Source organism: Asticcacaulis sp., from assembly GCA_024707255.1.
Lineage (GTDB): Bacteria > Pseudomonadota > Alphaproteobacteria > Caulobacterales > Caulobacteraceae > Asticcacaulis.
Window position 1 is genome coordinate 2,148,359 of the sequence record JANQAC010000001.1, and the last position, 22,814, is coordinate 2,171,172.

Consider the following 22,814-nt stretch of genomic DNA (forward strand, 5'->3'; position numbering starts at 1 on the left):
CGCGTCAGACCTGACATAACGCGCTCGCTAACCGGGGATCGTTGATGAACGCGCTTTGCCGCCCGGAGCGAAATCAGCGAAGACCGAATTGTGAGGGACAGAAGGTACATACCGGCTGATTGAACCCCTGCACCAGGCAGCGTTCGAACTGCGTCAGAGCGGAGACTGGCTGATGGACATGTACGGCCCGGAGCTGCTCATAGTGGTTCGGGATGGCAGGTCCGTCGGTCAGCAGGTTGTGAACGAGGGACTTGCCCGTAATCGGACGGAACGCATGGAACCGTGGTGTTAATAGATTTCCCGATCTCCGACTGCCGTTGGCTCACGATAAGCCAGGGAAACGATTTTCGGAATAATGTCCAGGCGCCGCCTGTGGTATGCACGCACGAGGCCCCGCAGCGGTGCGACATGGCCTCTGTTCCATGCATCTGTCAGATCCCTGAACTCAGCCTGTAATTCCGGGATGTTGAAATTCGGCAGCATTCGGATGGGGCGCAGGCGGTCGTTCGTACTGTGAATCGCGCGCCGGTATTCGGCGTTTCCGCACAGACCGGCAATCGCTCCGAATAACTGCTCTGTTCCGGCGACGACGTCTTCATGGTCGAACGCCGCCGGGGGAAGGGGGGCGTCATAGCCTCCTCCGGAAAAGCCATCTGAAGTGACAAAAGCAAAATCTGCTCGGTCCATCCGTGCAGATCGCGCAGTCGCTGCTCAGTCACGCGGGGCATATAAAAGCCTTCGTGAGGCGTGGTCTGAAGGATGTCTTCGCCCACAAGCCGGTTAAGCACCATGCGAACAGGTGTCTTGCTGACATTGTAGCGGAAGGCCATGTCCGCGACATCCGCGCGCTGACCAGGAAGCATGAGGCCTGCCAGTATCTCCTGCTTTATTCCTGAATAAACCTGTTCGATCCGTGAGGCCTTTGGCGGCATATCGCTTCTCGTCGTCTGTCCGCAACTGACCGGATTTCGATGAGGTACGCCTCCGGCCACACGCCTGCCGAAAATCCTCACTTTCAGCTTGAGCGGGAAAATGGGGGCGGGATAGGGAAAATACCCGCCTATGTGTAGTGCAGGGGCAGCCGTTAATCAAGTTTGACGGGTACAGGCCGCAACGAAGATTTTACGAAAATCTCCGGTGCCAGGCCCGATGAAATAGTTAGCGTTCTGAACGGGAGCCTCAGAGGTCTAGGACCTCGGGCGGTTGATCTGACCGATGATTTCAGGCGCGAGATCCTGCCGACGCTTCATATAAGCTCCTATCAGAATTTGTAGTCCGGGTATGTCGCGGGCTGCCCAGCAAGCCGACAACCTGTCGAATTCAGCCTGCCGATCCGGGATCAGATCTTCCTCGTAGGCACGCAGGGCCTTCAGCTCCCGGTTCATCAGTTCCATGTTCCGGCGTACAATCTCGCTTCCCGAAGCACTGGCTATTTCCATGAACAGCGCTTCCGTCGCTTCCACAATCCCGAGGGCCGGTTCCAGCCCCGGATTGTTACCTGTTCCAGGCGCTTTTTGTTCTGTCATGTGACTTCCGATCATCGCGGGAAGGGGAGAACGTGCTACCGACACGGCATGAAGCCGTTTGAACAGGAGGACCGCCGGCATTGAAGCCAGGAGGAAGGGCCGCTGATCGCGGGCGAGGTTAATGACTTCGTTCCATAATTTCAAGCATCGGAGCCTTTCGTCATCGGGATGCCCCGTCTCCACGGCACTTGAAACGAAAAGGACGCTGCCGGGGCCAAGCGGCCCCGAATAAGGCCATCGCGCTTGCGCGCGATGTCTTGTTTCTGGCCTCTCCCGGTGAAGCGGGGTCTGGCCGGCGCGCCCGTATAGTCCCGGCGCCGGAGGTGGCAAGCCGGAGAAAGGCTCCGGCTGCTCTACTTCGTTCCGCCCCGATGGGTGCCACCGCCCGCTATGCCGGGCCTCCCGGTCGCCAGTCGCCGCCCACCCCCCGCTTTCCGGGGAGAGTGTGGGTTTTAGGAGACCGGAGGACAGGATATGCGTGTTAACTCCAATCAGGGTGCCCGTGGGAAGCGTGGTGAAGCCTCTGCTTCCGCCGCGGGTGGTGCCGTGCGGATCAGCTTTTATGATGAGGTGACACAAAGAATTATTTCCGAACTTGAGGCGGGGCGCTTCCCCTGGGTGCAGCCCTGGGGGACAGGCAACAGGAATGGCCCCGCACTGCCATGCAATGCCACAACCGGCGCGAAATATTCCGGGATCAACGTCCTGCTATTATGGGGCGCCGCTATCTCTGGCGGCTATGCGTCGCAATCCTGGCTGACCTTTAAACAGGCTCTCGCGGCAGGCGGAAACGTGCGCAAGGGCGAGCACGGGACTACTATTGTTTATGCCGACCGTTTCACGCCCGAAGCAGAGAAGGAGAAGGCGCTTGAAACAGGAGAGGACGCAAGGGCTGTTCCATTCCTGAAACGCTACACCGTCTTTAATATAGCGCAGTGCGAAGGTCTGAGCGAAGGGCTGGTATCTCAGCCGATCCCACTTCCGGAACGCGAAATCATGCCCCACGCGGAACAACTCATAACCGCGACAGGTGCAGATTTCCGAATTGGCGGGGACCAGGCGTTTTATGTTCCGTCTGCCGATTATATCCAGGTGCCTCCGCAACCCGCATTCCGCGATCAGATCAACTATTATCGCACCTGTTTCCATGAACTGAGCCATTGGACAGGCCATCCATCACGCCTTAACCGCGACTTTTCCGGCCGGTTCGGCACCCACGCCTACGCCCGTGAAGAACTGTGTGCGGAAATGGGGAGCGCCTTTGTCTGCGCTTCGCTCGGAATATCGCCAACCGTTCGTCATGCTGACTATCTGGCGGGATGGCTGGACGTATTGCGCGAAGACAACCGGGCGATTTTTCGCGCGGCCAGCCAGGCCAGTAAGGCAGCAGACTATATATTGGGTTTAGAGTCCCATGCCTTGGCCGCCTCAGAACAGGAGGTCGCCGCATGACTTTACTTACTCCAGGAATCCGCACCCGCCTGTTAGCCAATGGCCGGTCAGAAGCGGAAACCGATCATTTGCCGGTCATCAAACTCTTCAACCCGTGTGGCGCGGCCACATGGCTGGCAACCGAGCTGGACGGCGACAACGATACGCTGTTCGGTCTGGCCGATCCGGGCTTCGGCTTTCCCGAACTTGGCTATTTCAGCCTCTCTGAAATCTCGTCCATCAGTTTGCCTTTTGGACTGACCATAGAGCGGGATTTGTATTTCTGCCCGCGCTTTTCACTGGCTGTTTATGCGCAAGCCGCGCATAGCGCCGGAGGCATTGTTGAGGCGGACGCCCTGTTGCGCGCCGCCGCCTTAAGCCTTGGCCTGAACCCCGATCCCGAAATTCCGCCCATCGGCGGGTGAGCCACGCCGCTCTATCGGCGTTAATTCCGGCTCTCTCCGATGAGCCCCGCGTTCGGCGGGGAGGGCCGGTTTGCCTTTGAAAACTTCATGAAAGGATGAACTGTTATGCAACTCGCAAATATTGCTTTTGATAAACTCGACATTTCTGAACTGAACATGCGACACGGCAAAAAGGTGCCTGATGTCACCGACATTCTGCCGTCCGTTCGGGCGCGTGGTGTTCTCGTGCCTCTGCTGGTGCGGCCCCGTCTGGCCGATCCGGAACGGTTTGAGATCGTTGCCGGTCGCAGGCGCTGGTACAGCGTAAAGGTGCTGATCGAAGAAGGTGGCGATGCCGGACCTTTACCCTGCGCGATCATGGAGGCGGGGGATGATGCCGCCGCACTTGAGGCGTCGCTGATTGAAAATATCGCTCGTCTGGACCCCGATGAAGTCACGCAGTGGGATACCTTTACCCGCCTTATCCAGAAGGAGGGACGCACCGTTGACGAGATCGCCCGCACTTTCGGCGTCACCGACCTCCATGTTCGGCGGGTGCTGGCTTTGGGAAATCTTTTGCCCCGTATCAGGGAACTATATCGCAGTGAAGAGATCAATGCGGGTACAGTGCGCCACCTGACCCTGGCAACCAGATCGCAGCAAAAGGACTGGCTGGCTCTGCACGCTGATCCCGATGAACATGCCCCGACCGGCCAGCAGTTAAAGGCCTGGCTGTTCGGCGGTGCGTCCATTCCGGCAAAGTCGGCCCTGTTCGACCTTGCCGGATACAAGGGGCGCATTGTCACCGATCTGTTCGGCGAGGATGGCTATTTTGCCGATACCACTGCTTTTTGGGCCGCGCAGAACGAAGCGATTGCCGCCCGATGCGAAAGCCTTCTTGAAGCTGGCTGGGCAGACGTGGAAGTGCTTGAAGCGGGTACACATTTCCCGTCCTGGGAATACGAAAAAACGCCTAAAGCGAAGGGTGGAAAAGTTTTTATCTCCGTCAGTCACCGCGGGGAGGTGGAAATTCACGAAGGGTATTTGTCGGCGAAAGAGGCGCGACGCAAACGTTCGACTGAGGCGGGGACGACTGAAAGTGAAACGGAAAAGGCTTCGCGCCCCGAAGTAACCAGCACGCTGCAAACCTATATCGACCTGCATCGTCACGCCGCCGCCCGCGCCGTACTTGTCGATCATCCGGCTGTGGCGCTCCGTCTTATGGTCGCCCACGCTATCAATGGATCACCCCTCTGGACGGTCAGGGTTGAGGCGCAAAGCACCCGGAATGAAGCTGTCAGGGATAGCGTGGCAGTCAGCGCAGCCGAGGCACGCTTTGGTGAAAAATGGCAGATGGCGATGGCCCTGCTGGACTTCCCGCCGGATGGTGTAAGCGTGGCGGGCGGTAATAGTGATGAGCACAGGACCGCCGTTATTTTCGCCCGGTTGCTTGGACTGCCGGATGCCGATGTGCTCAGTATTCTGGCCGTTGTCATGGGCGAAACCCTGATGGCGGGCACCGCCCTGGTCGAGGCTGTCGGCAATTATCTCAAGGTGGGTATGAGCGACTTCTGGAAGCCGGACGATGTGTTTTTTGAGCTGATCCGTGACCGTCAGGTGGTCAATGCGATGCTGCGTGAGGTGGGCGGCAGACGGGTGGCAGACGGTAATGTTTCGGAGAAGGTGACGACGCAAAAAGCCATCATCAGTGATTTCCTTTCCGGCACCAATAACCGCAGGAAGGTTGAAGGCTGGACGCCGAAATGGCTGACCTTCCCGGCAGGCAGTTATACTGACCGGCCATTCAGTACGCTCGCCAAATGGAAGATGGCAGAGGTCCGTTTTCGGGGGATAAAGCCATCAGAACCGGTCGCCCTACACACGACGGCGGGCGGTGAAACCGGGCCGGCAATGCCTGCCGCTATCGCCGCAGAGTAACCGGCTGCGAACTACTGTAGCAAGGTTTAAAGCCCCCGCGTCGGCTACGGAGCGGGGGCTTTCGCGTGCGTTCTGTGGTTCCTGGTGTGGCCGATTTCCCGGTCCGTTCGGTGGCGCATCTCGGATTGACATAGACGCGGCGCGGGCCAAATCTCCGGATGTGAATGCGGACTCTTTCTACAGCACAGGCGCAGTCTGTTCGCGCCCGATCCGTTTGCAACAGGTTTTGCCGGTCCGGCGACGACCCTGAAATCGGGCTGTCCGAACGGGGCTGGCCTGCTGAGGATACACCTGCGAAGCGCTCATGAATTGCGGAATTTGCCCGTCCACGCCGTATCTGTTGCGGTAAATCACCGGCGTTCCGGCATGGGTGTTCCTTTGCGTTGTTCTCTGAAGTCCCGTGTCGATAAGCGAAACCTATGGGCGTTCCCCTTGCGGCAAAAACCATCGCGTTCGGACTATTTTCCCCGCCGCATAGTGCGGCTCCTCGCGCTCGCTTCGCTCCAAAATAGCCCTTCGCTCAGGTCCTTCGCGGTGCTTCGGCCCTTCGGGTTATGCCGCACCGGGACGCCCGTCCGGTTCGCACATCGCCGGGGATCGGCTTCGGCGAACAAAGCAAAGGAACACCCCAATGTCTGCAATTGGTTATGTCACCCGCAACACTGAAACCGGCATCTATAAGGGCCAGATCAGAACGCTTTCAATCCGCACCGACATAGAGATTATCCCAAACCGGGCAAAGCAAGCACCCGGACAACCCGATTTCAGGGTCGTCGCCGGACCCGTCGAACTCGGTGCCGGATGGGTCAGGACCGGCGAACGGTCAGGCAAGGATTATGTCTCGCTCGGCATCGCTGCCCCTGAGTTTGGCCCGCGCCGCATCTATGTAAACCTCGGACGGGCCGCCGATCATGACGACGATGATGTGTTTGCGCTGATCTGGAACCCCGCCGACTGATATCGACGTCGCCCCCGCTCCGTAACCGGCGCGGGGGCTTTCCTGCTCAACACGTGGAGAACGAAAAGCGGCCAGGGGGCTTTTCGAGCGTCCCGAACTGCGCCCATCACCGCCATCCTTTTCGCACGAGCGTCGATTTTCGCGCTCGCTGCCGCATATCGCAGGAGAGGATTATATGGATGATGATGTCGAAAGAGCCGCAAGTGCGCGCACCGGCAGTCCGTTTCTGAATACAGCGCAGGCTTCGCATTATATCGGCTTGTCACGCCGTACCCTGGAGAAGATGCGTACCCAGGGCACCGGACCACGCTTTCGTAAGCATGGCCGCTATGTGCGATACCATATCTCTGACCTCGACGAATGGTCACGAGGGGGAGGGCGGGATTCCACGTCGGGGAATGGCCAGAAGGATCAGCGTCTATGATCCGATGGCAGCGAAATCGTGTCCGGCTGATGACCAGGAAATCGGTTGGAAGACTGGCAATTCTGGGCCTGGCCAAGGTTGGAATCGTCGGCATTGCACTGGCGCATACCGGGAACTTCAGGCCTGTGCTGGTTTATAATGCAAGCGTAAGCGTTCCTCTTGGGTACTACAGAGTATTGCGGACCAACGATCTGAATGTCTCCGATATCGTGCTCTTGCACACCCCGGCGAGTGTGCGTGAAATGGCGGACCAACGGCGGTATCTGCCTAAGTCCGTTCCGATGATCAAGTACGTCGCGGCCCTTTCCGGCGATGAAGTTTGTGCGGCCGGAGACGAGATACGGATCAACGGAAAAATCATAGCCAGACGGAAGGGTTTTGACCGGCTGAACCGACCGTTGCCAACCTGGAGTGGCTGCCGGATTCTGGCCTCTGATGAAATGTTTCTACTGAATTCCTTAGCGCCGGAATCATTCGATGGCCGCTATTTCGGGGTCGTAAAAACAACACTCATTATCGGCAGATTGGCTCCGTTATGATCAGAATCGGACCCGTGCTTATGGCCTTCGCCATAACGGGTGGCATCTGGCCAGCATGTGCGATGTCATCGGAAAGCTCCGCACCAACTGACCTATCTGAGACCGGCCCCCTTGCTGCCTGGCAGGCTGACATCGCTGAGGCCTCCACACGATTTGGTATCCCCGCAGCATGGATTGAAGCGGTAATTATGGCCGAAAGTGGAGGGCAGACCATGAGAAATGGCAGGCCTGTAAGCTCACCTGCCGGGGCAATGGGGCTGATGCAGCTCATGCCAAAAACCTGGCAGGATATGCGGAATGAACACGACTTGGGTAATGATCCTTACGATCCCCGTGACAATATTTTTGCGGGAACGGCGTATCTGCGCGCCATGTATGACCGCTACGGATATCCGGGAATGTTCGCAGCATACAATGCCGGACCGGCGATCTATGAGCGTAGTTTGACGGGAGCTAAGCTGCCGAAAGAAACGCTGGATTACCTGGCCAAAGTTACCCGAAATCCGACAGGTATTCGCTCCGGCTTCGATATTTTTGTTCGGTTGAACGGTAGTCAGCCGACGACAAACGCATCCGGATCAGGCGCCCTTTTTGTACCGCTAAGTGATGGACGACAGGTCGAAAACTGAGAGTGGTGCGCTTGCTGTGAAATGTCCGCCTGATACCTGGTTTCCAAAAAGTTCGGAGTAGCCGGAACGGGCGGGAGCATGGGTTTTTTGGGGGAAGGCAAGATGAAACAGTAGCGCCATCATGCTTCGCAGTGACGCTAAGTCTTTGTCTGCACATCGTTTTGTTTCGCAAAGTGTGGTGCCACAGGCACTGCCAATGGCGCTAAACTGGCGCCTGAGGCTCGTATGGCGCTGATTATTTTCACTTTTGGCAGGCGCAAGTCTCAACCCGATTGAAGCTGGCATCGGTGGGCAGGGCAAGGAAAAAGCCATGACTTATGATGATGAATTTGAGCCGAGACTGGGCAGAATTCGGTCTGGTGGGAAGGGCCGGTCAGCCAAGTTTCTGAACCGCGTACTGGCCGCTGCCAATCTCGCGCGAGGAGGTTCTGGCCGGACGGCAGTAAATCGCAAATCCCGATTTGACGGCAGCCGGATCGGGCGAGGCTCCGGTGTCGGACGTGTCCTGGCGGCGCGGGACGCATATTCCTCTCTGCGGCAGCGGCGCGTGATCATCAAATCGCGCATTGTCAAACTGAGCGGAAAAGCCCTTACCGGGGCCAGGGCCCATATGCGCTATATCCAGCGTGACGGCGTGACCCGTGAAGGCAGGCCGGGAGAGCTGTATGGAGCGGTGCCGGACAAGGCTGACGGCAGGGCATTTATGGATCGGGCCGAAGCTGGCAGCGACCGGCATCAGTTGCGCTTTATTGTTTCTCCGGAAGACGGTGGCCAGTACGAGGATCTGAAGCCGTTTGTACGCCGCCTGATGGCTCGGATGGAAGAGGACCTCGACACAAAGCTGGATTGGGTTGCGGTCGATCACTACAACACCGGCCACCCCCATAGCCATATCGTAGTCCGCGGCCGCGACGACCTCGGCAAAGATCTGATCATCGCACGCGAATATATCACGACGGGTATGCGCGAGCGGGCGGCGGAAATTGTGCGTCTCGATTTTGGGCCGCGTTCGGATTTCGAGATTGAGAGCGCCTTAAGACAGGAGGTGGATCAGGAGCGTTTCACCAGTCTTGACCGTGATCTGATCCGTGGCAAGGACGAGTCCGGAATTATTGCGTCCGCTGAGGGAGACAGCTTTCGTCAATCTCTTAAAGTCGGAAGGCTGCAAAAGCTTCAGCGGCTTGGGCTGGTGGATGATCTCGGACAGGGCCGATGGCAGCTTGCCGAAGACCTGGAACCGGTCTTACGGCAGATGGGGGAGCGCGGCGACATCATCAAAACTCTGCATAACGAAATGAGACTTCACGGCTCCGCCCATATACCTGATCTGGTCATTCACAATCATGGCGCATTGATCGGTCAACAGCCGGTAGTTGGTCAGTTGGTACGGCGGGGGCTGGCGGATGAACTCAGGGATCGTCACTACATGGTTGTCGACGGAGTGGACGGTCTTACCCATTATATCGAGATTGGTCAGGGTGACAGGAACGGACCTGTGGCGCATAGTTCGGTAGTCAAAATCATCCCGAAGTCACCTGAGATCAGACCGGCTGATCGTGTCATCGCTGAAGTTGCCGCACATAATGGCGGCTACTATGACGTGGACGCTCACCTCAGACATGACGCTTCTGCGCGGGAGACTTTTGCAGAAACACACGTCCGGCGGCTTGAGGCGATACGTAGGGTTACAGGCAGTGTCGAGCGGGAAGCCGACGGGCGCTTCAGGATTGGAGCTGATTACCTTGATCAGGCGCTGCGGTACGAGCAGAAGCAGTCTGAGTTGGCCCCGGTCAGGGTCGAGATTTTGTCACCGCTCTCACCCGACAAACTGACCGACATACACGCGCCCACCTGGCTTGACCGCAAACTGGCTGAGAATTTCCCGACCACAGTTACTGACAGGGGATTTGGCAAGATAGTGAACGACGCTCTGAGGCAGCGGCAGCAATGGCTTACTGCAGAGGGGTTGGCAACAGAAGGCGTGGGTGGTCAGACAGTTTTCAAGGACAATATGATCGACATACTGAGGCGCCGCGAGCTTAGTCTTGTCGCAGCTCGGTTATCCGAAGATATGGGGATGATCTTCATAGAGGCACGACCCGGTGAAAGGGTCGAAGGGGTGCTAAGTCGAGCTATTGATCTTCAGGGCGGCAAGGTCGCTGTTGTCGAGCTGGCAAACGGCGTGAACCCAAAGGCACGGGATTTCACACTTGTACCCTGGCGGCCAGTGCTTATTGATCACATTGGAAAACAAGTCTCAGCCATCGTCCGGCAGGGCGACATCAGTTGGACGATTGGTAAGCAAAGAGGAATCGGGGTCGGCTTATGAAATACACTATACGGTAGTCGCTGCTTAACTTTTTGACGTTGAGCAATGGGGGCAGTGATGCTGAAACGTTATGATTCCTTCGAGGCCGCGTTATTGCCTAAGTAAAATATTGATTGAAAACAAGTCGCGCTGGTTAACAATCATTTGCTTTTCATATCGAAAAACATGCGGTTTGCCGATCAGATATCTCCATCAAGCACGCCTGAATCCAGCATCATGTTTTCGGCCATGCAACGTGCGAAAATGACACAATCGGCGGTTACATGTCGCCCGTACTAAGTGAAGAGTGGAAAATTTAGAGAAAATTTATTAACCTTTTAGTTATGACGGGCGGGCAAAAACGAAATGCCGTGGAAATCGGCCGAAAAATCCTTCAAGACGCACCAGACAGGGTTGCGCCGGTAGCCGGGATTTTTTTATTGATCCTGGTCGCAGCGACTATTGGTGTCGGACTATACGCTTTGGCGCATCTTGCGCATTATGCGGGTAACATTGGTTTCCGCGCGCTCTGGGAAATGTTCACTGATTATATCTGGACTGCTATCATTGCACTGGGATCATGCCTGCTGGCGCTCTCGGTCCTGATTGCTTTGACTAAGCGAGCCATTATTCCCGTTTTGGGCGTCATATTGATATTTCTTGTCGTCTATGTGTTTTGGATAGGGGTCGCGGTAGTAGCAGACCATTTGTTTACCCCCGCACCTCCGAGGTCAGTCCTCGTTTTATTGATCGGATATCCCTTAGTCGGCTTGGTCGTCGTCGTTCTGATAGTAGTAGCATTTGGGGCATTGGGCAGTGCTTATGGCAATGTCATCAGATACGGCCCAAGTCTATCGAGCGCCAGCATCGTTTATTCGCTTTTCGCGCTCACTTCGATTCTGCTTTTCGAACTTACTAGCCAATGGATCGGATTTGTACTTGGTCTGTCGGAAAGCGTTGGACTTTACGGTGTACTCGCCGCTTTCTTTTTCATGATGTTTGTTATCGCAAGTACATATTGGCGACGCCAGGCGCGTCAGCGTCGCAAGGCCCCCGGACCGATAGCAATGGGTGTTCAAGTCGGCGCTTACCTCTTGCGAAGTGTTTTCTCCCTCACCGACATTATTCTCGTGACACAAATTAGCTACGCCGTGGCAGGCTGGCGGTACCGTTTGATCAGAATCGTCGTGCTCTTCCTAATATTTTCGTTAGCCTGCACGTTACCCCTTTTGTACCCTTCAGGTATGATACTGCCTTTTGGTGTGTCGTTGACTTCCGAAACGGTTCTTTCGATTGCATTATTTTTTCCGATCTTGACCTTGATCGCTTTATGGCGCCGCACAGTCTGGTTAAACGAAGATAGAGAAAGGAGTCGCATAGGAACCGGTGCGGTAGTTTATCAGTGGCGACTGCCACCACAAAGTGATCTGCATATCGAGCTACTTGTCGGAGTCTTCCTATTGTTCTTTGGGGTTGTGCCAGTTGCCCTATTTATTCTGAACAGCGTCCATAGCATTTTTGTTTTCTCCGACGGCTCAATGCCCAAGTGGATTGATTGGCTGGGTTACGCTGGCAGCGAACTCATAAAGGACTTACCGCCTGTACAGTGGTTAGGGGAGGCTGCTCGCCATCAGGCAAGCTATCCCTTTCAACCCGATCCGCATGCTCCGCCGATTGCCTTCTATATTCGGGTAATTGCGGAAATAACGGTCATTGGCATTGTTTTCCAAACATTTAGCCGCAGCGCTCAAGATGCGCGCCAATGGGAACAGTTACGGGATCGAGACGACCCCATGGATAGGCTAGACGTTACAGTTGAGCTGGAATTGTTCCGGGGAGCCGCGCGAGATTGGGAGACGGTTTTTGAGCTTAAAAGGTATGACCCGCGGCGATTGGAGGCGGCCATAGCGGCCGTTCGGCAATTTGGTCATGACCAACAAGCGGCATTGGGTGCTGCTCGTATTTCGGGTTACCAGATGACGGTATCAGCGATTGCTAAGCTGATGCAATTGGCCGTCACGCGATCGGAAGATGCTACTTCGGCACAGATCGACCAGCTTTATAGAACAATGGATTGGTCGGATCCTGCCACCGTTGCCTGGGAAAAAGGTGTTAACGCTCGTGCTGAAAGGTTCCGCGACATCGGCCGTGGCGAGGATAGGGTAGCTATTGCCGAGGCGATGCTTGCCGGCCTTAACAGCAAGACTAACTTATTAGGCGATTTAGCTCCTAAAATACCGCGCATCCGGAGCTTTCTTGAAAATTATGTAAAGGAAAATCAAGTCTTTACGACCGTAGAGTACCAGGAGGAGTTCGCTGAGCTTGAGGCGGCATGTGAGATTGATATGGCCCTTATCGACGTTGAAATGGGCCGAATTTCAGCCGCTAGGCAGCGTTTGACGGAAAGGCTAAGCGGAAAGGAACTACAAAAAGTTTGTCAGACGCTAGCTCAAGACTTGGATTGGAGGCGGGCCTATGTAGGAATACTACTCCTTGGTGCATTGGACCCGTCCATTGAGAATGAGACCCTGATCTTGTCGCGGCTAGAAGAGTTCCGTGACAGCGATTTTGTGTATCGAACGTTAGGGAAAATTGGCGGGAAGGCAACTATAGATGCAATTAATCGGTTGTCCCCCTTCGCGCCGCAACAACCTACAGGCTATTTCTTTCTGATCAAAACCAAAATCAAAACTCTGGTCGAGATAGCATTGCGTGACTTAAATCTGGCAGACCAAGTCAGGCAGACTTTTTGCAATTCTCTTTTATCGCGTAATCCAGCGGAAATACGGCGTGCCTGTTTGATTGGGCTTTATTTAATCTATGATCACAGTTGTGACGATGCTTTATTGTCCTGCGCATGGCACGGCTTTGTTGGTCGGGACCATCGTTCCGAGAGACGTTCGCGACTGGAGCGTGCGCGCGTTGCGAATGTTCGCGAGATCGCAATCCGAATGCTTGCAATTTCGTCGGATGTGGAGAGGGTTGGGAAAGAATTGAGTGAGATGCTCAGCCAAATCGAACTCAGCGAATCCGATATTGGGTGGTACGAGCGATGGTCAGGTTGGGGCGAATGGCTGATGCAACGTTTTACCGGCGCGGAGGCTGACCGTGCGAGGCTAAAGGTAGCCCTGAGAGCCTCCTTGCAGGTATTGGGCATTGTACCTCCTCGCACCAGGAGAACTAAGGAGAGTGATGAGGGAGAGGGCATTATGAAGTATTTGTTTGCGTCTCAGAAAACATTGCCGTTACCATTGGACATGCTGATTGAGTTGCGGAGTGTATCGCAATCATAACTTGCCATGGTTATTAGGGGGCAATGCGCAGTCTATCGAAAGTCTCTGGCTTTCGGGTTAATGACTGACTTGGTTGGTGGATAGGGCTTGATATAGATGTCTCGCGCCGTCGGCGTCTTTGGCCGGCCTCGTGAATCCTGTTCCGGCCCGCCGTGGTGGAATTCATCGCCTCGACCATGTGGCAGGGGAAAGGCCTCATCACGCTCACCGATGCTGGCAAGGTCGGCGGATAGATCCGCCAGACTTCGGGCGATCAGGTGAACCACTGCACCCTCACGCTGGATTTGTCCTGACACCAGCAACATGCTTGAAGACAAAACGACATTGCGCAGTTGCTCGAAGGTTTTCTGCCAGACAATGACGTTGACGATTCCGGTTTCATCCTCAAGCGTAATGAAGGTCACACCATTGGCAGAGCCGGGACGCTGGCGGACCAGTACCATCCCGGCGACCTGAACATACTTGCCGTCGCTGGCAGCCATCGCGTCCTTACAGGTCGTGAAACCACTTCTGGCATATCCATAGCGAAGGAATGAAACGGGATGGCTGCGCAGGGTCAGTCCCACACTGTCATAGTCTTCGACCACTTCGCCACCCGCCGTCATTGGCCGAAGCTGAACTGCCGGCTCATTGACCTCGGGCACGAAGGCATTTTCGCGGGCAGATGCCGCAGCGAACAGAGGCAGAGGCTCGTCACGCAGGGCCTTGATGGCAAACAACGCTTTTCGTCGTTCAATACCCAGAGACGGCAGATAGGCATCTGCTTCTGCCAGTTTGGTCAAAGCTGAGACCGGGATGTCTGATCGTGACCAGACATCATCGACAGACGTGAAAGCAGTGTCCTGACGACCGGCTATAAGCGCTGCGGCATGACCATTGGCCAGCCCCTTGATCATATTGAAACCGAGACGAACGGCTAAGCGGTCGGCTCTGGCCGTTGTCTCCAGTGTGCAGTCCCAGCGTGAGCTATTGACGCAAACCGGCCGGACCTCGACACCATGGTCACGCGCGTCACGAACAATCTGAGCCGGCGAATAAAAGCCCATAGGCTGTGCGTTGAGCAGCGCTGCGCAAAACACATCCGGATGCCAGCGTTTGATCCAGCTACTGGCATAGGCAATCAGGGCAAACGAGGCGGCATGTGATTCCGGAAAGCCATATGAACCGAAGCCTTCAAGTTGACTGAAAGTCTTTTCGGCAAACTCCTGATCATAGCCGTTGGCGACCATGCCATTGATCATCTTGTCATGGAATTTGGAGACACCACCGGTCATTTTGAAAGTGGCCATGGAACGACGAAGCTGATCGGCCTCACCGGGTGTGAAGCCTGCTGCCTCAATCGCCACCCGCATCGCCTGTTCCTGAAAAAGAGGCACGCCGAGCGTCTTGCCCAGAACTTTTTCCAGTGCCGGCGTTGGGTAAGTGACCTTTTCCCTGCCCTCGCGCCGACGCAGATAAGGATGCACCATGTCACCCTGTATGGGCCCCGGACGTACAATCGCCACCTGTATGACCAGATCATAAAATGTGCGGGGTTTGAGACGGGGCAGCATCGACATCTGAGCGCGGGATTCGATCTGGAACGTCCCGAGTGTATCGGCTTTACTGATCATGCGGTAAGTCTGGGGGCATTCCGCCGGAATGGTCGCCAGATCAAGGTCCAGGCCTTTCCTGTCCTTCAGGAAGTCGAAAGCCCGCTTCATGCAGCCGAGCATCCCCAGACCCAGTACATCCACCTTCATGAATTTCAGGAGGTCGATATCGTCTTTATCCCATTCGATGATTTGCCTGTTTTCCATCGCCGCCGGCTCGACCGGTACCAGTTCATCCAGCCTGTCCTGTGTTAACACAAAGCCACCAGGATGCTGCGACATATGGCGCGGCGCGTTGAGCAATTGGGTCGCCAGTTCAAGCGCAAGCCTCAGCCGTCTGTCGGTGTCGTTGAGGTGCAGGTCTTTGAATTGCTCAGACTTCAGACCCTCGCGGGACCAGCCCCATATCTGCTTCGACATTGACCGTAGCAGGTCTTCCGGCAGACCCAGTACCTTGCCTACATCGCCTAATGCGCTTTTGGGCCTGTAGCGTCTGACCACTGCAGTGAGCGCAGCGTGATTGCGGCCATAGGTATCGTAGATCCACTGGATGACAATCTCACGCCGTTCGTGCTCGAAATCCACGTCAATATCGGGCGGCTCACGACGTTCCTCTGAGATGAACCGCTCAAACAGAAGGTCGTTACGTTCCGGGTCGATTGACGTGATGCCGAGCACATAGCAGACAGCAGAATTGGCCGCAGATCCGCGGCCCTGGCACAGGATACCCTGCGATCTGGCGAAGCGGACGATGGAATTTACCGTTAGAAAGTAGGGGGCATATTCCAGATTACGGATCAGCCTTAGCTCGTGTTTGAGGATGTCGATTATCCTCTGCGGAACGCCCTCAGGAAAGCGAATTTTTGCTCCCCTCCCAGGTCAGCTTTTCCAGGGCTTGCTGCGCCGTTAGGCCGGGCATCGTCTTTTCCTCGGGGTATTGATAGACCAGTTCCGACATCGAAAAAGTACAGCGGGCCATGATCTCTGTGGAGCGACCCACCGCCTCAGGGTACTTCCGGTATAGACGATACATTTCCTTTGCCGGCTTCAGATAGCGATCCGCGTGGCGTTCCCTGCGAAAACCGGCGTCGTCGATGGTGCAGCCATGACGGATGCACGTCACAACATCCTGAAGCAGCCGGCGATCAGGTACGTGAAACAGCACGTCATTGGTCACGACTGTTTGCACCCTGGCCTGTGTGGCCATATTGCTCAGCTCAAGAAGTCTTATATGATCATTCGGTCGCCTCCGCAGGGTAAGAGCCATGAAGCTGTTCTCCCCGAACACTTCCCTCAGGCGACGCAGATTGAGTTTACTGACTTCATCAGCCTCATCCGGAAGAAAAATCCCAATAAGGCCTTCACAGAAGGCTTCAACGTCCGACCAGTGCAGCCGACACGCACCCTTGCCGGCACGACCTTTGCCGAGGGATAACAATCGACACAACCGGCCATAGGCCGCCCGATCCGTCGGGTAGACCAGCAGGGATGAGCCGCAAACCAGATCGAGACGGCAGCCGACGACCAGTCGCACGCCTGTATCTATAGAAGCCTGATAAGCGCGTACAATGCCGGCAAGCGAATTGCGGTCTGCTATGCCCAGCGCTTCGATACCCAGTTCTTTCGCCTGAGCAAAAAGTTCTTCGCATGAGCTGGCACCGCGAAGGAACGAGAAGTGGGACGTGCATTGTAGTTCTGCATAGGCGCCGGTCATCCGAATATCCCGTGCAGAAACCAGCGTTGCGATCCTGTGCCCATATCCTGGCCATCACCGGCCCGATAAATCCAGTAGCGTTCGCCGCTCTCGTCTTCGATGCTGAAATAATCCCTGACCGTGCTGATTTCAGCGTCGCGTTTCCACCATTCCCCGAAAATGCGTTCCGGTCCGTCTGCCGCCTGAACGCGCCGTCTCCTTCCACGCCAGGTAAAGCTCACCGGAGGGTAGTCGGGCATAAGCGCCATGGTCTCAATGACCTCCGGCGGACTCAAAAGTCGTGTCGGGCGCGGCCAGCGCTTCGGCCAGCCCTGTCCGACATCGGGGGCCGTGGCGGCTATTCGTTTAACAGAGCGCTCAGGGACATCGCTGGCGACGGGTGCAAAACGATAGAGTCGATCGGCGCCTATGCGATTGGCAAGGACATCGATCAGGCTTGTGACGTCTGCTTCTGTCTCTTCAATGAGAGACGACATCATTTGTCTGGGGACGAGCGGTTCGGCTTCAGTTGCGCTAAGACGCATGACCTCAATCCCCCAGCCGGGATCGACGGTCTCTATCTTGTCGCACAGCAACCGCGTCAGCCGCTTCGCATCGCGGATGGGCTTAGCGACCCCGATCCGAACGGCCTCGATCCGGTTGTCCGTGCGGTGAAATAGCAGGTCCAGTCGCTTTACGCCGAGGCCTTTATTTTCGAGATGTTCGCAGAGCTGAACCGTCAGCTTGCCGATATATCTGGCGATGGTTTCCGGGGCGCCTATTGGTTCGGCAAAGACACGGCGTATCTCTATCAGTTCATCCGGCCGGACCGGATCGACGGGTTCGTGGATACGCCCGAGAGCCTGATCCAGACGTTTGCCGAGATCATGTCCAAAGCGCAGGGTCATAGGTGCGCGTGGCTGTGCCGCCAGTTCGCCGATACGGTCAAAGCCCAGAGTGCGCAGATCATTGACCAGTATGGATGGGAGACGTAATGCCCCGACGGGTAAGTTCAGTATGGCTCTGGCACTTTCGCCGGGTGCGCTGACAGTGACAGGGCGGGCAACATAACGGGCTAAGGCATGGGCCGCGCCCCAGGTGTCGGCGATAGCCACCCTTGCCGTAACACCAAATCCGGCCAGGGCGTCTATCATGCCTTCAACCATTTTGATTTCGCCGCCGTGCAGGTGTGCAGTTCCCGTAGTCTCGATAATCAGACCATCGGGCAGATCGGCGCAGACCATGGGCGAATATCGTTTCAAAGCCCATAGAGCCAGCTTTTCCAATGCTTCGGCATCTGCTACCGGATCAGCGTTCATCACCGTCAGTTCCTGCACCAGCGCTTGTGCCTTGCTTACGGCCATGCCGACACGCAGGCCCGTTTGAAGCGCAAAATCATCAGCGGCAACGATGACACGCCTGCGGCCATCCATGCCTTTGAGCACTAAAGGCACGTCAGACGACGGCGCGGTGTCCCCAAGGGTTTTGCGTAGTCTGTCCGTAGGCCAGGTCGGAAGATAGAGCGATACGACCCTCGCCATTACATGCCTCCACTTCAAAATCTGCGCACTCTCCCGCGCGGTTGCGAATAAGTTCCAGAAACCATCGTCCGCGTCCCAACCCCTGCTCCGTCAGGGGCGCGGAGCTTATTGCCGTGACCCGCCATCTTGTGACCGAGGCAGTCGGTTGTCCGAAATCAGCCGCTTCGGTTTCCCGCCTCCATCTGCGGATAGCCAGTCCCACGGCACCCGAAGTCTCGGCAGCCAGTTGGAGGCGGCGTGACGCTGTCATCGACAGTTTGGCGACTTCGCCGACCACGGCTCCGAGACCACCATGGCGCAGCCCTTCCTCGAAGCAGGCCAGCACCGAAGCCTCGTCTCCCGCTTCTACAAAAATTACCCGGTCCGGGCTTAAGCCCACGTGGTCGAGAGATGGAGCAAACAGGTCCTGACGGGTTACGCACCAAAGGATTTTTCCTGTGGTTCTTGCGGCGATGCCGGCGGTGAACAGGGCAGCAGCAGCTCCGTGAATAGCCCCGTTGCTGCCGCCGGCAACTTCATGCAATGCTCCCATGGCCAGACCGCCGCCGGGCATATGCTTATCAATATCCGCTACGCCGAAGGGCAGGGTTTGTCTGCCGCGCACGCCGCCGCCTTCGATGCGCTGGATACGCTCGCGCAGCGCGTTAAGGGTGGATGGGTCCGGGGCTGGCATAAGGCAAAACGTATCTTTCTGATGGCTCTGCAAGGGTCAAAACGTTAATATCGTTCTCTATTTGTTCTTAAATGAATATCGAGTCAATCCGCCTGAATATTCATAACGAACGCTGTGGTGTCCGAAGACCGCTCCATTTCAGGTGCGGCCATCCGAATCTTTAAATCTAAACAAGGTGGTATCAGCGGATGCCGATGACTTTTACAGTCGGTAACTTTTTTGTTGCTCATCGGCCTGGCCAGTGAGCGGACGCGATCGATAAACGCTCCACCCGCTTATTTTAGTGGCGCAGGGACAGGAAGGGCGGGTGAGCGTACATAACGGTCATATGAGATTCCGGAGCTTTCTCTGATCATGGTCCCGTTCGCGGCCTCAGTGGCGCGCCAGACGGAACCCGATCCATGACCCCCACTAAATTACTTATCGGCCAGATTCTGATCGTCTTTATGATCGTAATCCTCGGGGTCTGGGCCTCAACCCAATGGGCGGCCGCGCAACTTGGCTATCAGGCCAGGCTAGGTACGCCATGGTTCCTGATCTTCAGTCTTCCGGTCTATTATCCGTGGTCGCTGTTTTTGTGGTGGTTCCACTTCGATGCCTATGCGCCGGAAGTGTTTATTAAGGCCGGCGCCATGGCTGCAACCAGCGGCTTTCTGGGATGTGCCGCTGCCATATTCGGGTCGCTGTGGCGAGCCAGACAAACGCGCTTTGTTACGACCTATGGGTCTGCCCGCTGGGCCAGTTCGCCGGAGATCGAAGCGGCGGGCCTGTTCAAAGCTTCGGGCGTATTTTTAGGTCGCCTTGGCTCGGACTATCTCCGTCACGATGGCCCGGAGCACGTAATGGCCTTCGCGCCGACCCGTAGCGGCAAAGGCGTCGGTCTGGTTATTCCAACACTTTTGTCGTGGACCGGCTCGGTGGTGGTTCACGACATAAAGGGGGAGAACTGGGAACTTACGGCCGGCTGGCGTGCCCGGTTCTCGCACTGCCTGCTGTTCAATCCAACGGACTTGAGATCAGCACGCTACAACCCGCTTCTTGAGGTGCGCAAAGGTCACGACGAAGTGCGCGATGTACAGAATATCGCCGACATTCTGGTTGACCCCGAAGGTGCGCTCGAACATCGCAGCCACTGGGAAAAGACGAGCCATTCGCTTCTGGTCGGTGCCATTCTGCATGTTCTTTATGCCGAGGAAGATAAGACCCTGGCGCGGGTAGCGACCTTCCTGTCCGATCCCCAGCGCACCTTCGTCTATACTCTGCACCGAATGATGACGACCAACCATCTTGGCACCAAAAATGATCCTAAAGTGCATCCGGTGGTGGCGTCGGCGGCGCGGGAAATTCTGAATAAGTCAGAAAACGAACGCTCTGGTGTCCTCTCGACGGCGATGTCATTCCTGGGGCTGTACCGCGACCCGGTAGTGTCGGCAACGACCGCAGCCTGTGACTGGCGTATTGCCGATCTGGTGAATGCCCAAAGGCCTGTTTCGCTCTATCTGGTAATACCGCCTTCGGACATTTCCCGCACAAAGCCTCTGGTGCGCCTGATCCTCAACCAGATTGGTCGCCGCCTGACAGAGCGCCTGGAAGGCGACCCGAACAAGCGCAATCGTCATCAGTTGCTTATGATGCTTGATGAATTTCCGGCTCTTGGCAGACTGGATTTCTTTGAGACGGCCCTGGCGTTCATGGCGGGTTATGGCATCCGGGCCTATCTCATCGCCCAGAGCCTCAACCAGATATCAAAAGCCTATGGTGAAAATAACGCCATCCTCGACAATTGCCATGTGCGTATAGCGTTTTCGTCGAATGACGAACGCACGGCGCGCCGCATTTCGGATGCTCTGGGGACAGCGACAGAACTGCGCGCCCAGAAAAACTATGCCGGCCACCGGTTATCGCCGTGGTTGTCGCATGTCATGGTATCGCGCCAGGAAACGGCTCGCCCCCTGCTGACGCCCGGTGAAGTCATGCAGTTGCCCCCCGCAGATGAACTGGTGCTTGTTTCCGGTCTGGCCCCGATCAGGGCGAAAAAGCTCAAATTCTACGAGGACCGCAACTTCATATCACGCCGCTTGGCACCGCCCACCCTCTCTGAAGCATCCTTTGCCGACAGACCTGAAGCGCGGTCTGATGTGTGGGCAGGTCAGGTTCGAGCCACGGATCGTCGCCTTATCAGGGCCCTTGAAGGTGAGGGAGAGGCATCCGAAGACGAAGGCGGTTTGCAGCAGCAACGCCATCCCGGCCTCGGCGAGGATGCTCCCGTCAAATCCCTTTCCTCGCCAGGCGATGACCTTTTTGGAACCATCGAAAATGACAACGATGTGGCTGCCGACAAGCGCGTCATCGACCGCCTCTCCAACATCGCCCGTGCTCACGCCCTGAACGAGGGCGAGCGCGATCAACCCCTTCCCAGTTTTTAGAACATTGTCTGAGGACAGCAGTCATGAAACCCCGCCATCACCTGTATCTCGACAATGCTCTTACGGCACAACTGGAAGCCTTGTCGGCAAAGCCCGGCACTTCCAAATCGGCAATCGTCTCTGACGCCTTACGGCAATATCTGAACCGGCGCGGGGCTCAGGGGCTCGATGAAGCTCTGAAAATACGTCTTGATCGACAGTCACATCAGTTAGAACGTGTTGAACGTGATGTTCAGGTTGTTCTGGAAACTCTGGCCATTTTTGTGCGCTATCAGCTCACCGTTACAGCGCAATTACCTGAACCTGACAAAGTCATGCGTGCTGTAGGTCAGGACCGCTTCAGTAAGTTTATCGATCAGGTCGGCCGTCAGATGGCCGGAGGCCGGCGCACACTGCCTGTAGCCACGGACGAAAATGATGCGCCGATGTCGTCCACGCCAGGCGGGGAGGGCGTGCGATGACCGATACATCCGTATCTGCCATGCGTCTCCGGGCAATGCTGCGGACCGCGTTGGGAGATGGACTGGCCCAGGCGCTGTCCGACCCGCGGGTTCGCGAGGTTATGGTCAATCCTGACGGTTCGGTCCGACTTGACCTCGCCGGCGAAGGGCGGATTGACACAGGCATCAGGATGCCGGCTGTCGATATCGAACGTGTTATCCGTCTGGTTGCCAGCCATGTCCGGGCGGAAGTCCATTCTGATAGCCCGATTGTCAGTGCTGAATTGCCCGGTTCTGCTGAAGGTGTGAGTGGCGAGCGCTTTGAAGGTCTTCTCCCGCCTGTGGTGACAGGACCATGCTTCTCCGTCCGTAAGTCAGCGTATCGGCTCTATGGGCTGGGCGACTATGTGGCTGATCAGATCATGACCTCGCAACAGGCAAGACTGTTGCGTCAGGCCATATCTGATCGTCGCAACATTCTTGTGGCTGGTGGCACGAGTTCCGGCAAGACAACCCTGACAAATGCCCTTCTGGCTGAGATCGCCCAGAGGGACGAACGGATTATCCTGATCGAGGATACCCGCGAACTAAAATGTGCGGCGAAGGATGTCGTGGCCCTGCGCACCCGTCCGGGTTTCATCACTATGGCTGATCTCGTGCGCTCGACTTTAAGGCTTCGACCGGATCGCATCATTGTCGGTGAGGTCAGGGGCGCGGAAGCACTGGATATGCTCAAGGCGTGGAATACCGGGCATCCAGGAGGGATCGCCACACTCCATGCCAATTCTGCGAGAGGTGCGCTCTACCGTCTGGAGCAGCTTGTCCAGGAAGCGGTGGTTCATGTGCCACGCCCGATGATTGCCGAAGCCATCGATGTGATCGTCTTCATCAGCGGTGAGAACGCCGTCAACCGAACTCCGCGCCGTATCGAGGATATTGCCGAGACTGACGGTCTCGATTCCTCCGGCGATTACCAGCTTCGACCACTCATGTGAGTGG

Annotated in this window: 16 protein-coding genes and 1 pseudogene; 12 read left to right on the forward strand and 5 right to left on the reverse strand. The window is 56.3% G+C overall.

The features are described from left to right. Positions 1 to 288 precede the first annotated feature (288 nt). Positions 289 to 687 (reverse strand): hypothetical protein, encoded by a 399-nt coding sequence (locus NVV72_10630; protein MCR6659771.1) that lies wholly within the window; start codon positions 685 to 687, stop codon positions 289 to 291. A gap of 500 nt (positions 688 to 1,187) precedes the next feature. After that, positions 1,188 to 1,670: a hypothetical protein gene (locus NVV72_10635; GenBank protein MCR6659772.1), complete on the reverse strand. Its 483-nt coding sequence runs from the start codon at positions 1,668 to 1,670 to the stop codon at positions 1,188 to 1,190. 330 nt (positions 1,671 to 2,000) lie between these two features. Between NVV72_10635 and NVV72_10640 the strand changes: the two genes are divergently transcribed. The 9 genes from NVV72_10640 (at position 2,001) to NVV72_10680 (ending at position 13,450) form a co-directional block, all read left to right on the forward strand. Continuing rightward, positions 2,001 to 2,978, forward strand: a complete 978-nt coding sequence (locus tag NVV72_10640) for a zincin-like metallopeptidase domain-containing protein (GenBank protein ID MCR6659773.1) — start codon at positions 2,001 to 2,003, stop codon at positions 2,976 to 2,978. After that, complete coding sequence (locus NVV72_10645; protein ID MCR6659774.1) at positions 2,975 to 3,382, forward strand: DUF2958 domain-containing protein; 408 nt, start codon at positions 2,975 to 2,977, stop codon at positions 3,380 to 3,382. The genes NVV72_10640 and NVV72_10645 overlap by 4 nt, the downstream gene beginning before the upstream one ends. Positions 3,383 to 3,487: 105 nt before the next feature. After that, on the forward strand, positions 3,488 to 5,299 hold the full coding sequence (locus tag NVV72_10650; GenBank protein ID MCR6659775.1) for a ParB/RepB/Spo0J family partition protein: 1,812 nt from the start codon (positions 3,488 to 3,490) through the stop codon (positions 5,297 to 5,299). Between the two features lie 631 nt (positions 5,300 to 5,930). Continuing rightward, positions 5,931 to 6,257 carry a DUF736 domain-containing protein gene (locus tag NVV72_10655; GenBank protein ID MCR6659776.1) on the forward strand — a complete coding sequence of 109 codons (327 nt, stop codon included), beginning with the start codon at positions 5,931 to 5,933 and terminating at the stop codon, positions 6,255 to 6,257. A gap of 175 nt (positions 6,258 to 6,432) precedes the next feature. Continuing rightward, positions 6,433 to 6,681 (forward strand): helix-turn-helix domain-containing protein, encoded by a 249-nt coding sequence (locus NVV72_10660; GenBank protein ID MCR6659777.1) that lies wholly within the window; start codon positions 6,433 to 6,435, stop codon positions 6,679 to 6,681. Beyond that, complete coding sequence (locus NVV72_10665) at positions 6,678 to 7,220, forward strand: S26 family signal peptidase (protein MCR6659778.1); 543 nt, start codon at positions 6,678 to 6,680, stop codon at positions 7,218 to 7,220. Before NVV72_10660 ends, NVV72_10665 begins: the two co-directional genes overlap by 4 nt. Positions 7,221 to 7,240: 20 nt before the next feature. Then, a complete protein-coding gene (locus NVV72_10670; GenBank protein MCR6659779.1) occupies positions 7,241 to 7,849 on the forward strand; it encodes a lytic transglycosylase domain-containing protein in 609 nt (202 codons plus the stop codon). Between the two features lie 310 nt (positions 7,850 to 8,159). Then, positions 8,160 to 10,178: a DUF3363 domain-containing protein gene (locus NVV72_10675; GenBank protein MCR6659780.1), complete on the forward strand. Its 2,019-nt coding sequence runs from the start codon at positions 8,160 to 8,162 to the stop codon at positions 10,176 to 10,178. Positions 10,179 to 10,528: 350 nt separating this feature from the next. After that, positions 10,529 to 13,450 (forward strand): hypothetical protein, encoded by a 2,922-nt coding sequence (locus tag NVV72_10680; GenBank protein MCR6659781.1) that lies wholly within the window; start codon positions 10,529 to 10,531, stop codon positions 13,448 to 13,450. Positions 13,451 to 13,482: 32 nt separating this feature from the next. Here NVV72_10680 and NVV72_10685 read toward each other — a convergent pair. The 3 genes and pseudogenes from NVV72_10685 to NVV72_10695 all read right to left on the reverse strand — a co-directional run bounded on the left by NVV72_10685 (position 13,483) and on the right by NVV72_10695 (position 18,949). Continuing rightward, positions 13,483 to 16,756 (reverse strand): annotated as a pseudogene (locus NVV72_10685) (error-prone DNA polymerase). Then, complete coding sequence (locus NVV72_10690; GenBank protein ID MCR6659782.1) at positions 16,753 to 18,276, reverse strand: DNA polymerase Y family protein; 1,524 nt, start codon at positions 18,274 to 18,276, stop codon at positions 16,753 to 16,755. The pseudogene NVV72_10685 and the gene NVV72_10690 overlap by 4 nt, the downstream one beginning before the upstream one ends. Then, on the reverse strand, positions 18,191 to 18,949 hold the full coding sequence (locus NVV72_10695; protein ID MCR6659783.1) for an ImuA family protein: 759 nt from the start codon (positions 18,947 to 18,949) through the stop codon (positions 18,191 to 18,193). The genes NVV72_10690 and NVV72_10695 overlap by 86 nt, the downstream gene beginning before the upstream one ends. A 401-nt stretch (positions 18,950 to 19,350) precedes the next feature. Here NVV72_10695 and NVV72_10700 point away from each other — a divergent pair, with 401 nt between their 5' ends. Genes NVV72_10700 through trbB form a run of 3 tightly spaced genes read left to right on the forward strand, consistent with a single transcriptional unit; the run spans position 19,351 to position 22,810 of the window. After that, positions 19,351 to 21,375, forward strand: a complete 2,025-nt coding sequence (locus NVV72_10700) for a conjugal transfer protein TraG (protein ID MCR6659784.1) — start codon at positions 19,351 to 19,353, stop codon at positions 21,373 to 21,375. 23 nt (positions 21,376 to 21,398) lie between these two features. Then, complete coding sequence (locus NVV72_10705; protein ID MCR6659785.1) at positions 21,399 to 21,836, forward strand: ribbon-helix-helix domain-containing protein; 438 nt, start codon at positions 21,399 to 21,401, stop codon at positions 21,834 to 21,836. Then, entirely contained in the window at positions 21,833 to 22,810 is a 978-nt protein-coding gene (gene trbB, locus NVV72_10710; GenBank protein ID MCR6659786.1) for a P-type conjugative transfer ATPase TrbB, read from the forward strand. Before NVV72_10705 ends, trbB begins: the two co-directional genes overlap by 4 nt. Positions 22,811 to 22,814: the final 4 nt, after the last annotated feature.